The sequence below is a fragment of the Sulfobacillus thermosulfidooxidans DSM 9293 genome, assembly GCF_900176145.1.
GTDB classification, from domain to species: Bacteria; Bacillota; Sulfobacillia; order Sulfobacillales; family Sulfobacillaceae; genus Sulfobacillus; species Sulfobacillus thermosulfidooxidans.
In genome coordinates, this window is the sequence record NZ_FWWY01000001.1 from 687,617 (window position 1) to 700,347 (window position 12,731).

11 protein-coding genes are annotated in these 12,731 nt (G+C 49.4%); 1 reads left to right on the forward strand and 10 read right to left on the reverse strand.

Annotated features, from left to right (window positions below; genetic code table 11):
* Positions 1-31: 31 nt before the first annotated feature.
* Positions 32-907, forward strand: a complete 876-nt coding sequence (locus B8987_RS03610; protein WP_084660860.1) for a hypothetical protein — start codon at positions 32-34, stop codon at positions 905-907.
* Here B8987_RS03610 and rnr read toward each other — a convergent pair.
* The 10 genes from rnr to phoU form a co-directional block, all read right to left on the reverse strand.
* A complete protein-coding gene (gene rnr, locus B8987_RS03615; protein ID WP_084660861.1) occupies positions 904-3,093 on the reverse strand; it encodes a ribonuclease R in 2,190 nt (729 codons plus the stop codon). The two genes, B8987_RS03610 and rnr, sit on opposite strands and share 4 nt — an antisense overlap.
* 138 nt (positions 3,094-3,231) lie before the next feature.
* Complete coding sequence (secG, locus tag B8987_RS03620) at positions 3,232-3,462, reverse strand: preprotein translocase subunit SecG (RefSeq protein WP_020376594.1); 231 nt, start codon at positions 3,460-3,462, stop codon at positions 3,232-3,234.
* A 135-nt stretch (positions 3,463-3,597) separates the two neighbouring features.
* Complete coding sequence (locus tag B8987_RS03625; protein WP_028962757.1) at positions 3,598-4,914, reverse strand: MFS transporter; 1,317 nt, start codon at positions 4,912-4,914, stop codon at positions 3,598-3,600.
* A gap of 175 nt (positions 4,915-5,089) precedes the next feature.
* Entirely contained in the window at positions 5,090-6,100 is a 1,011-nt protein-coding gene (locus tag B8987_RS03630; RefSeq protein WP_084660862.1) for an HAD family hydrolase, read from the reverse strand.
* Positions 6,097-7,368, reverse strand: coding sequence for a phosphopyruvate hydratase (gene eno, locus B8987_RS03635; protein ID WP_028962755.1), 1,272 nt, complete (start codon positions 7,366-7,368; stop codon positions 6,097-6,099). Before eno ends, B8987_RS03630 begins: the two co-directional genes overlap by 4 nt.
* Positions 7,369-7,374: 6 nt before the next feature.
* Positions 7,375-8,901: a 2,3-bisphosphoglycerate-independent phosphoglycerate mutase gene (gpmI, locus tag B8987_RS03640; RefSeq protein ID WP_242940685.1), complete on the reverse strand. Its 1,527-nt coding sequence runs from the start codon at positions 8,899-8,901 to the stop codon at positions 7,375-7,377.
* Positions 8,902-8,956: 55 nt separating this feature from the next.
* On the reverse strand, positions 8,957-9,721 hold the full coding sequence (gene tpiA, locus B8987_RS03645; protein ID WP_242940615.1) for a triose-phosphate isomerase: 765 nt from the start codon (positions 9,719-9,721) through the stop codon (positions 8,957-8,959).
* 3 nt (positions 9,722-9,724) lie between these two features.
* Complete coding sequence (locus B8987_RS03650; protein WP_028962752.1) at positions 9,725-10,927, reverse strand: phosphoglycerate kinase; 1,203 nt, start codon at positions 10,925-10,927, stop codon at positions 9,725-9,727.
* Between the two features lies 1 nt (position 10,928).
* On the reverse strand, positions 10,929-11,936 hold the full coding sequence (gap, locus tag B8987_RS03655) for a type I glyceraldehyde-3-phosphate dehydrogenase (protein ID WP_028962751.1): 1,008 nt from the start codon (positions 11,934-11,936) through the stop codon (positions 10,929-10,931).
* Between the two features lie 133 nt (positions 11,937-12,069).
* A complete protein-coding gene (phoU, locus tag B8987_RS03660) occupies positions 12,070-12,726 on the reverse strand; it encodes a phosphate signaling complex protein PhoU (protein WP_028962750.1) in 657 nt (218 codons plus the stop codon).
* Between the last annotated feature and the right edge of the window lie 5 nt (positions 12,727-12,731).

Sequence of the window (12,731 nt, forward strand, 5' to 3'; positions counted from 1 at the left end):
CATACTGCCTAATGAAAAGGAGCATCAGAGCATGTTTAGGGACATTAATCTGTGGAATCCTCATAGCGGACTGCCTATGAGTATCATTATTGTCACCGCTTTTCTCTTAGGCATGGTCCATGGGATTACGCCCGATGAGCACACTTGGCCCATTACCTTTAGCTACGCGATTGGAGCCTATTCCACCCGGGGCGGTCTGTTAGCCGGATTGTCCTTTTCATTGGCCTTTACTGTTCAAAGGGCCCTCGCCTCAGAACTGGCATATTTAGCCTTAGCGAAATGGATGGAAAATCCGCGCATCGATGCGGTCGTCTATATCATTGTGGGGATTGCCATGTTTTTCGCAGGAAAATATATTCGGTCGCAAGGTCGGGTATTCCATATTCATGGGCTGAAAAGCCATCATCACGAGAACTTTGAGCCCATGCGCAGTATCCCACCACAAATGGCGATGCTTCATGGCTTCTTAGCAGGGTGGGGATTTGGGGCCTTTGCCATCATCATTTATACGGTACTCGCGCCTGGAATGCATAGCGCATGGTGGGGATGGGTGCCCGGGGCATTTTTTGGACTGGGCACCATGACGATTCAAGCCAGTGCCGGGGCGCTCTTCGGTCATTGGATGAGTCGCGCCCATATTCCTGCCGATATGGCTAAAAGTGTTGCTCAAAGTACAGCCAGTGCGACATTGCTCTACGGAGGCATAGCTTTCGTGCTCGCCGGAAGCTTAAGCCTGATGTTCCCCGCGTTGCAAAATGTGGCATGGATCACGCCTATCCATGTCCATAATTTGCACACGCTAGGGATTGGGTTTATTCTCGTGGCCTTTACCGTCCTCGTCGTTGGGCTGGGATCACTCGTACGCGCTATGCGGAAAGCACAACGCCTTGCCGCCAAACGATATTAAACTTTCTGTCGGCGCTTGGGTTTGATCCGACTTTCATTGTCCTGCACCAACCGAAAATCGATGCGTTTCATTGCCACGTCAACGCGAATAACTTCAGCGCGCACCGTCTGTCCGAGTTGATATTCCCGGCCGGTACGTTGACCTTTGAGCCGGTACCGAACAGGATCAAACACCCAGTAATCGGAGGGAAGATCCTCAAGTCGCACTAAGCCCTCAATTAAATTGGGCAATTCAACAAAAAGTCCAAAATTGGTCACCCCCGAAATCACCGCATCATACTGCTCACCCAATTTATCAGCCATGAACTGGGCCTCTTTAAGTGCCACCGAATCGCGCTCGGCATCCATGGCTTCGCGTTCACGCAATGAGGAAACCTCGCCCACCACACTCACTTTAGAGCGCCACCGGGAGAGGGTCTGTTCATCCAGGCGTCCCTCCAAATACGTCGTCAGCACGCGGTGAACCCATAAATCGGGATACCGACGTATCGGTGAGGTAAAATGCGTATATTCATCAGCAGCCAGCCCAAAATGGCCGGTATTTTCACTCTGGTAACGCGCTTGTTTCATCGCCCGCAGTAATGCGGTATTGACCACACGTTCTTCCGGTTTATCCTGAACCCGGTTAATCAAGTCTTGTAAATGTTTTGGAGTGAGAGATTCCGGTAACCGGTAACCGAGGGCCCCAATCATCTCCCGGAATTGTTCCATGCGTTCTCCTGGCGGTTCATGAACCCGAAAAAGTCCTGGCAGATTCTTGTCAATCATTTCTCGGGCCACCACTTCATTAGCCAACAACATCAATTCTTCGATGATACTTTCGGCTAAACCCCGCTCCCTGAGAACGACGTCAACGGGAAAACCATTGGCATCCAAAATTACCTTGGATTCAGGCACATCAAAATCAATCGCGCCCCGGGCGATACGACGGTTTCGCAAGATATTACGAACGGTCACGGCAGTTTCTAAAAATGGTCGCAAGTGATGGACATCGTCTTGTTGATTGGCTAAGAGGGCATTCACCCCTTCATAGGTGAGACGAAATTTCGACCGAATGACCGAACGGTGGAATTCGACATGTTGCACCTCTCCTGTCGCATCCATCGTCATAATCGCTGACACTGTCAAGCGGGGGATACCTGGATTTAAACTGGCTATACCGTTGGATAAACGTTCAGGCAACATCGGAATTACGCGGTCAACTAAATAAACACTAGTACCTCGTTCCATGGCCTCTAGATCTAACGGTGAATTTTCCTCCACATAATAACTCACATCGGCAATGTGTACTCCCACTTCAAACAAACCATGGTCTAGCGCTTTCACCGATATCGCATCATCTAAGTCTTTTGCATCAGCACCATCGATCGTGACAATCAATTCATCCGTTAAATCGAGGCGCCCTTCATAATCTTCTGGACGCACCTTAGCTGGCAATAATTCTGCGGCCTTGAGCACGGCAGGAGGGAATTCCAAAGGCAGGTGGTGTTCAAGTGCTACCACCGACACATCCACCCCCGGCATAAAAGGGTTTCCGAGATTTTTCGTCAGTTCGCCGCGGACCGACCGTCTGGGATCTAGCGGCCACTCCGTAATGGTGGCTTGGACCATATCTCCAGGCCGCACCTTTTCATGTTTGGGGACTACAACTTCCACTTCTGGTTTGCGTGGATCATCAGGAATGACCCGCCAACCCATACGGTTTCGATCTAACCGACCTGTGACTTGAGTTGTCGCCCGGGACAACACATCCATCACGCGCCCTTCCAACCCGTCCGGCGTTTTACGGTACCAAACTAGTACCTCATCATCATGCCGGGCCCCTTGAAACCACCGGGCGGGAACAAAAATATCATCTTGCGGATATTCGGAATTCATCACAAACCCAAATCCCCGAGGATTAATACGCAAGTGACCAGGACGAACTAATATGCTGATATGACCACTTTCGGTGCGCACGAGCCACCCTTCCTTGCGATATTGCGCATAAATCCGGAACAGTGACTTGTCGGGACTACGGCCTTTATTGAGTTTTTTCAATAACTGCTCTTCTAAGAGAGGTTGTCCATTCGCCAAAATCGCAAAAATTCTTTCTGGCAACCGTTTGGGATCCGCATGCGCCCCCTGTGTCTTTGGGCTAAGATGATGGCGCGGTCTTTGATGCACAACTTTCTTTTTCTTGGGCATTTTTTCCACCTCCTTTTTCTCAACAAATGGGAAGACCCCTATGGAACATTCCCTGACTTAACACAGAAAACCTCTGTCCGGTTAACCGCCGTTTCAGAGGTTCCTTAAAGGGTCTCGTCTCACAAATGTATCCATTCTCTACCGCCAATAATGAACCATTAACAGGGTAACAATGGCTAGGGCAATAGACAGATACAGGGCAATTTTTTCAAGAAGTTGATCGACTCCTTGTTTTTTACCCGTATAAGGCGACGGTCCGCCTCCACCAAAAGCTCCGGAAATTCCCGCACTGTAACCGGTTTGCAAAATAATCGAACCAATTACGGCCACTGATAAGACCACTTCTAAAATCGCCAATAAGGTTATCACCGAAACATCCTTCCCCATTATGCGCAAGCTAGGCCCGCTTTATAAGTCATCATATTATACCACAATCATGACAAAGACAGTCGAGACTCTGTCTAGAGTCTCGACTGTCTTATAAATCATATGACGGGAAATATCTTAACTCTCCGGCGTATTGACAATCTCTAGGGATTTCCCTTTGGTCTCTTTGCCCAAAATCATCACGGTTAATGCCGCAATGAGCAAGGCTGCAGCAAATACACCGAAAATTGACACCAGACCCAATTTCATAGCGAGCAACACGCCGACAATCGTCGGTCCGATAATGCCGCCAATGCGTCCAATGCCCATGGCCCATCCCGCACCTGTGCCTCGGTTCATCGTGGGATATTGTTCAACCGTATACGCGTAGGTAACACCCCATGCTCCCAAATTGAAAAAGGACAGCATCGAACCAAATATCAAAACCTGTTCGACTCCATGTGCATGCCCAAAGAGATAGGCGGATAGGGCTGACATAAGAATATAGAACACCAGCACCGGTTTGCGGCCGAGACGGTCCACAAGCAATCCTGCCGATAAGTATCCGGGTAATTGAACAATGGTGACAATCAACGTATATTTCAACGAATCTACCAAGGAATACCCATGGGTGACCAAAACCGACGGCAACCACAAGAACATTCCGTAATAGGCGAAGTTCATCCCCATCCACAAGACCCACAGCATAATGGTCTTGGAGCTTTGCCCACGGCGGAAAAGATCCAGAACTGTCCCTTTCGCCCGGGCTGTAACCGGGGACCTCATGGTCGCCGCAACTTCATGTCCTGCCACCAAACTCATCACGTGCTGGGCTTCTTGAACTCTTCCCGTCCGCAGTAGAAATCGTGGTGATTCGGGAATATGCCGGCGCAAATATAAAATATACAAAGCCGGTAACATACCAAAGAGAAAGCCAATCCGCCAACCGTAACGAGGAATCAATAGATACGAGACTAATGCCGCAATCAACCATCCGATAGCCCAAAAACTTTCTAACATGACGATTCCGCGGCCGCGGTCCTTTCGCGGCAAGAATTCCGTCACCATGGTACTGGTAACAGGCAACTCACCTCCAAGACCAATGCCCACAATAAAGCGAAAGAGAACTAACATCCACACCGCCAAAGCGGCGGCGGAAAGCCCCGTCGCAATACTGTAAATCGCCAGCGTCAACATAAAAATTTTTCGCCGTCCCAACCGGTCCGCTACGGTTCCAGCCAACGCCGCACCAATGGCCATACCGACCAAGCTGATAGAGGCGACGATGCCCACCATCACATTGCTTAAATGCCATGCCCCAATCAATGCGGCCAGGACAAACGAAATAATCCCAACATCCATCGAATCGAATAAGGTTCCTAATCCCGCCACAGTAATAAGCCGGTAATGAAAGCGCGTCATATTTAACGCGTCAAGATCTTGTTCTAGTTGCATTGTTCTTTGCCCTCCTTAGCAATACTCCATCATACGAACGGGATAACCAAATGTGCGTGCTGCCAAGCTTTAGACCATCAGATCCTGTGCGGCAAAAATAAAAAAAGACCTCTGTTTGTCCAACAGAGGTCTAGTCGATCCGAGAATGTAGAGTGCCTAAATCCTTTATAAGCAATTAGTCTGTGCGTTGCCGCCGATGGGTTAACCAGGCAAGCAATTGCTTCACACTGTGTGCCATCAAATCCACACCCCGATCTTGGAATAAGGCGTAGGCAAGAGGGCCAGGCGAGCCTCCCAACATTCCACAAAACAGACAGGGTGGATCATCTAACGACCGCTCCGCTTCATAGCGGGCTGCAGCCTGCCAATCATCCAAATTATCTCCCACATATATCATCAAACGGGGCGACAAACTTTGCGCAATGGCCACCAGTCCTTGGGGATCGGGTTTATGTATGCCGCGATCCTCGGTAATCATCGCATCCTCGCTCCAAATCCCTTCCAGCCCAGCAATGCGGATCGCGGTCTGGGTTTCTCCGAGATTTCTCCCCGTATATAATCCATAACGAAAAGGGGACTTTAACAGATCTTCCCGACTGACAAGTGGTCGCTCCGCATGCATAAGCCCCTGCCCCTTGACGGTATCATTGGAAATTCCAAAAACTTGGGCCGCTTCGTCTCCCGCATAATACTCCATAGCGAGACGAGTGATCCGTTTGCGGTCCCACGACTGTGTAATGGTCTCAAAATCTTTTTCATCCACCAAGGTTTCTAGTGCCCGTGCAAGCCCGTTCAACCCGCCACCTTGTTGTGCGACAGCACGCGAAAGACTTAAAAAGTCCGGGGCAAGATGCCTGAGGCCATCAAAATCCCGACTGCCCGCCATCACTCCCTTCACTAAAAAGACGAGCACGATACCTTGAGCCAACGCCCAGTCACTGTTAAAGCCACCAGCCGCTTTGAAATAGGCGGTCTCTTCCGGCGTGACAGCGAGTCCTTCTCCCACAAAACCGTTCTCTTTTAGGTAATGGGTGACGGTCTGACAAATCACAATCGGATAGGACGCATGAACATCAATTAAGACCCCGTCCATATCAAAGACAATGACATCGGCGACTTCCGCCTGCATCGCCGCCCGGTTGGTCGCAAAGACGCCATCTCCCACTTGTCGCAGCTCTAAATTCAACGGCGAAAGGCCTCCCATCCGGCATACTCTAATCCGGGATCATTGTGTTCAATCGTTAGCAACCGGTTGTATTTAGCAATCCGTTCACCGCGAGCGGGTGCCCCTGTTTTAATTTGACCGCCGTTGACGGCCACGGCCAAGTCTGCAATGGTGGTGTCCTCCGTTTCGCCTGAACGGTGTGACACAATTGCATTCCACCCAGCTTGGTGTGTCATGCGAATAGCGTCTAAGGTTTCAGAGACCGTACCGATTTGGTTCAATTTAATCAAAACCGCATTGGAACAACCCTCTTCAATTCCGCGCTGAATGCGCTGGGTATTGGTCACAAATAAGTCATCACCCACCAACTGAACCTGATCACCAAGCCGCTCCGTGAGCAGTTGCCAATGATCCCAATCATCTTCTGCCAAACCATCTTCGATAGAAATAATGGGATAGTCGCGGATTAGCTGATGGTAGTAATCAATGAGTTCCGTTCCGGTTTTGAGAGTACCTTCAAAAATATATCCCTCATCTTGCTTAATTTCTGTGGCGGCGACATCTAGCGCCAAGACCATGTCTTGACCCGGTTTCAACCCTGCGCGTTCCATCGCCAGCAAAAGCAAATCCAGGGCCTCCCGGTTGGACTTGAGGTCAGGAGCAAATCCCCCTTCGTCACCGACTGCTGTACGGAGATTTTTCTCTTGCAAAATCTTTTTAAGCATTTGATAGGTTTCTTGGGCCATGCGCATCGCTTCGCGGAACGTCGCGGCCCCGACCGGGACTAACATGAATTCCTGAATGTCGACATTATTATCCGCATGTGCTCCGCCATTTAGGACATTCAATAACGGTACGGGAAGCAGTTGAGCTCCAAGTCCACCAATATAGCGATATAGCGGTTGGTTATGGACCTTCGCACCCGCTTGCAAAATGGCTAGCGATACTCCTAAAATCGCATTGGCTCCCAATCGAGCTTTTTGGGGGTCTCCATCCAATTCCACAAGTCGCTGATCCATTGCCCTTTGGTCTGTCACGGGCAACCCCATAAACGCGGGAGCAATCACCTCATTGACGTTTTTCACCGCCAAGCTGACTCCTTTACCGCCATACCGTGAAGGGTCATTATCTCGCAATTCCACCGCTTCATGGGCACCCGTTGAGGCGCCGGACGGAACACGTGAGACCACAGCCGTCCCATCTTCGAGTTCCAAGTAGACTTCCACGGTGGGATTGCCCCGCGAATCCAAAATTTCCATCGCTTGTATTTTGCTTATACTTTCTCTCATATCGAATTAATTCCGGCCTCCTTTAACGAGCAAGGATTCTCCTGTCATCTCATTGGGTATAGGCACACCCATAGCCTCTAACACGGTGGGCGCCACGTCTTTTAGCCCGCCTCCGGCTCTTAGTGACCAGCTGTCTAATACGCTAGGATGTCCAACTAATATAAAAGGAACCGGACTCGTGCTATGTTGGGTGTGAATTTCGCCATGACCTCCCACCATAATTTCGGCGTTGCCGTGATCGGCCACAATCGCCAAGAGTCCATTGTGCTCTAGCACCTTCCTCGCGATGCGTCCAATTTGTTCATCAACAATCCGAATGGCTTCCTTGGTCGCCTCTAAGTTACCCGTATGCCCGACCATATCACTATTAGCAAAGTTCAGCAAGATAAAATCGTTGTGCCCTTGGTCCAAAGCCTCTATGACGGCATCAGCAATAAGGGGGGCACTCATCCCTGGTGCTAAATCATAGGTGGCCACTTTCGGCGACGGGATCAGGATACGCGACTCGCCATCATACACATGTTCGACCCCACCATTAAAGAAAAATGTCACATGGGCATACTTTTCCGTTTCCGCAACATGAAGCTGCGTCAAACCTTGCCGACTTAACCACTCCGCCATATTGTTCTCAACCGTGATGGGGGCGAAAACGTGCGGTAAAATAAACTCTTCGTCATATTGGGTCATACCGGCCACATAATGCATCGCTCCCTTGGGGCGATCAAAGGCATTAAAATCGGGATCGGCTAACGCCCGAGTTATTTGACGAACCCGGTCCGGCCGGAAATTGAAGACAAAGATTGCATCTTCCGGATCAATCGTGGCCACGGGTGCTCCATGGCTATCAACCAGCACCGTAGGTTCGACAAATTCATCGCTGATACCGTGTTCATATGATGCTAACACAGCTTCTACAGCACTTTGTGCCTTTTGTCCTTCTCCTAAAACCATCGCCCGATAGGCTTTCTCCGTTCTGTCCCAGCGCTTGTCGCGGTCCATAGCGTAATACCGTCCGGAGACACTCGCAATGCGCCCTATGTCGAATTCGTTCATCACTCCCGCTAAAAAGGCCAAAGAAGCCGGGGAACTATGGGGATCAACATCTCGGCCATCCAGCCAAACATGCAAAAACACCTCTTTTAGGCCAGCCTCAGAAAAAATCTTCAAGAGGGCTTTGAGGTGTTCTTGATGGCTATGAACCCCTCCAGGAGATAACAATCCCATTACATGCAACCGGTGATGCTGAGCGCGATGGATCACCTCTTGAATAACCGGGCTCTTAGCTAATTCTCCAGAGTCTATGGCATCGAAAATTCTCACTAAATTCTGGGGTATGATGCGGCCGGCACCAATAGTCAAATGCCCGACATTTGAATCACCCATTTGTCCGTCCATGAGACCAACGGCTCGCCCGTGAGCTTGAACTTGGGTAAACAAATATGTTTGTTGCAATGCCTGCATATTGCGATCAGGTGCTTCTGAAATGGCATTAGATGGAGAGGGGGGAGCAATCCCCCAACCATCCAATACCATCAGCACCGTAGGTCGTACCACGTTGCTGAACCCTTCTTTCCGTCATTCCGTCTGGTTAGTGGCCAATATCCGCCATTTTAAGAAATTCATCCACTTGCAATGATGCGCCGCCAACCAGCGAACCGTCAATATGTGCTTGCTCGAGAAATTGATGGATGTTATTGGAAGAAACGCTTCCCCCGTATAACACGGGAACAGTATTGGCATCGTCAGAAATTTGTTTGGAGAGGATTTGCCGGATCAAGCCGGCCACTTCATTCGCTTGTTTAGGTTCGGGGACTTCCCCGCTACCAATCGCCCACACCGGTTCATAGGCCACAACGAGGGATTTCAAAACTTCTGAATTCGTATAAGGAAAGATCGCCTCAATTTGACGGGTAATAACAGCAAAAGTTTGCCCAGAACGGTAATCATCGAGGGATTCACCAACGCATAAAATGGGACGCAAATGGGCTTCAAAGGCTTGAGCGACTTTTTGCCCGATTAAAGCATCGGTTTCACCAAAAAGGTTGCGTCGTTCAGAGTGGCCGACAATGACCCACCGAGCCCCCGCTTCACGTATTAAGTAGCCTGATAAGGCCCCGGTGAGAGCACCTTCTCGCCCCAAATCGAGATTTTGTGCTCCTAGCATAACCGGCGAGGTGGCCAATTCTTGTCCGACAGCCCAAAGGCTTAAGGCTGTCGGACAAATAATTAATTGATGCTTTGGGGACACATTCTCTAAACGGCGAACCAATTCCCTAGCAAAAGCACGCCCTTCCTCCACCGTTTTATGCATTTTCCAGTTCGCAATGAGAAAAGTCTCGCGCGTATAGTTCACCCCCTATTCATGCACGGCATGTTTCAAGGCACGCACGCCGGGAAGATCTTCACCTTCAAGATAGCGCAAGGTGGCGCCACCACCTGTGGAAATGTGGGTAAGCTTGTCTTTGACACCCGCTTTGTTCACCGCCGCGACGGAATCGCCTCCGCCAACCACCACCGCGGCATTAAGTTGAGCCAATTCACGGGCCACAGCCAATGTTCCTTGAGCAAACGCTTCAAATTCGAAAACGCCCATAGGCCCATTCCACAAAACCGTTTTGGCCGGTTGCAGTGCTTGGACAATCGCCTTGATCGTCTCAGGCCCAATGTCCAGAGCCATTTCATCAGAGTGAATATCGGTTATTTTGGCAACCCTAAACGGTGCATCCGCCCTAAATTCTTTCGCTAAAACCATATCTGTAGGCAAAATGACAGGAATTCCTTTGGACTTGGCCCGTTCGACTAAGTCTTTTGCCGTAGCCACGGCGTCCGGTTCAACCAAGGACTTTCCCATATCATAGCCTTCAGCATACAAAAAGGTATTAGCCATTCCTCCGCCAATGATGAGCCCATCAACCAAATCCAGTAAACGGGCCAACAATTTTACCTTGTCACTGACCTTGGCCCCTCCAATGATCGCCCAATATGGACGTTCAGGGTGGGTAAGAATCTCATCTAATGTGTCTAATTCTTCGGCCATTAAAAGGCCCGCGTACGCCGGTAAAAATTCTGGCACCCCGACAATCGAAGCATCTTCGCGGTGGGATGTACCAAAGGCATCATTGACATAAATGTCGGCAAGACTCGCCAGATAGCTAGCAAATTCACGGGAATTGGTTTTTTCGCCCGGATGAAAGCGCAAGTTTTCTAAAATCAAAAGTTCTCCGGGTTTTAATGCCTGACTGGCTTCCGTAACCTTTGGCGACATGACCTCATTCACAAAATGCACGGGAAAGTCCAGGTGTTCTTGTAAATAGTCGACCACCGGTTGCAATGAATCTTGCGCATTGGGTGACTTGGGGCGACCCCGGTGACTGATCGCAATCACGCGACCGCCCTTTTGCAGTAGGGATTTCAGCGTGGGCAATGAACCTTGAATGCGACTGTCATCTGTAATTTTTCCCGTAGCTGGGTCGATAGGAATATTAAAATCTACCCGCACAAGAATACGCTTTCCATAAATATCGCCCAGTTCCTCCATGCGACGAAATACGTTTGTCATCTTACACGCCCTTTTCCGCAACCAATTCGGTCAATTCGACCAACCGATTGGCATAACCCCATTCATTGTCGTACCACGCCAAGACTTTGGCCATATGATCCCCTACAACCATGGTCTCTAACCCGTCGACAATACTGGAGTGCGGATTGCCTTTGAAATCAGATGACACCAGAGGCTTGTCAGTAAATTGCAAAATCCCTTTCAATGAGGTTTCAGCGGCTTTCTGGAAGGATTCATTGATGGCTTCAACCGAAACCGATTCGCGGGTATTGACAGTCAAATCAACAATCGAAACCACCGGGGTCGGAACGCGTAAAGACATGCCATTGAGTTTGCCTTTCAACTGAGGGAGAACTAAATGCAGCGCTCGAGCTGCGCCTGTACTACTGGGAATAATGTTAATGGCACCGGCTCGCGCCCGCCTCAAATCTTTATGCGGGAGATCTAATAATTTTTGATCATTGGTGTACGAGTGAACGGTGGTCATCATACCCGATTCGATACCAAACACCTCATCAAGGACTTTGGCTACAGGGGCTAAGCAGTTGGTGGTGCAAGAGGCGTTGGAGATCACATTGTCGCGGGAAGGATCATAAAGTTGCTGGTTTACACCCAATACGATCGTTCGGTCTTCATGAGAGGCTGGAGCGGAAATAATGACTTTTTTGGCTCCGCCACCTTCAATATGTGCTCGTGCCTTATTGGCATCGGTGAACAATCCGGTCGATTCAATCACGATATCAACGCCATATTGTTTCCACGGGATTGCCCCAGGGTCTCTTTGCGCAGAGACGACAATTTCTTTTCCGTTTACAATCAGATTTGAACCTTCTGCCCTCACATCCGCATCAAAAATTCCATAATTGGAATCATATTTAAGGAGATGAGCAATGGTCGTGGCATCCGTCAAATCATTGATGGCAACTATCTCAAAAATATCTTGTTTTTGCGCAATTCGGAAAAACCTACGCCCAATACTTCCAAATCCATTGATACCAACTCTTACCACTGTATAACCTCCTATAGACATGGGATGAAATGACGCTCGTGAATATTGTAACGAAAACAACGGCATTTGGCATCACTTTCTCGGTGAAATGAGTTGACTTTTGCCAATTTTACGTCGTGTTCGAGGTGAACCGCTAGTCATTTAATTCTTGGCGCTGACCACTTACCATATATATTACCCATTCGCCAAGATTCGTCGCATGATCCGCTACCCGTTCAATGTAATTGGCCACAAACAAAAGATAGGTGCCTTGTCCAATGGTTTCCGGCTGGGCCCGCATAATTTCTAGCAATTCTCGAAACACCCGGGCATAAAGATGATCAACATCATCGTCCAACCGGATCATGGTCATGGCTTCTTCAATACTACGGTGAATATAGGCATTTAACGCTAGGCGAACCATGGAACTGGTCAGTCGGGCCATTTCCGGGATATCGATTAAGGGTTTAATAGGGGGCTCATGATTCAGTCTCACCGTCACCTTAGCAATATCCGAAGCATGATCGGCCATCCGTTCAAGATCGGTAATAATCTTAAGAACCGTCGAGACCACACGCAGATCACTGGCTAAGGGCTGCTGAAGAGCTAAAAGCGTCAAACAGCGGCGTTCGATATCCATTTCCATGGCATCAACCCGGTCATCATCAGCAATTACTTGATGCGCCAAGGCCACATCTTGTTCGGTTAAGGACCTCACCGCACGTCGCAGTTGGTCTTCGACCAGTGCCCCCATGCGAATTAATTCCTGTTCAAGTTCGGTTAATTGGTGATGAAACGTTTGCCGCACCATGCCTA

Coding starts and splice junctions, on each gene's coding strand:
- B8987_RS03610 (WP_084660860.1), top strand. CDS start 32: ATGTTTAGGGACATTAATCTGTGGAATCCTCATAGCGGACTGCCTATG.
- rnr (WP_084660861.1), bottom strand. CDS start 3,093: ATGCCCAAGAAAAAGAAAGTTGTGCATCAAAGACCGCGCCATCATCTT.
- B8987_RS03625 (WP_028962757.1), bottom strand. CDS start 4,914: ATGCAACTAGAACAAGATCTTGACGCGTTAAATATGACGCGCTTTCAT.
- eno (WP_028962755.1), bottom strand. CDS start 7,368: ATGAGAGAAAGTATAAGCAAAATACAAGCGATGGAAATTTTGGATTCG.
- gpmI (WP_242940685.1), bottom strand. CDS start 8,901: ATGGTATTGGATGGTTGGGGGATTGCTCCCCCCTCTCCATCTAATGCC.
- B8987_RS03650 (WP_028962752.1), bottom strand. CDS start 10,927: ATGACAAACGTATTTCGTCGCATGGAGGAACTGGGCGATATTTATGGA.
- phoU (WP_028962750.1), bottom strand. CDS start 12,726: ATGGTGCGGCAAACGTTTCATCACCAATTAACCGAACTTGAACAGGAA.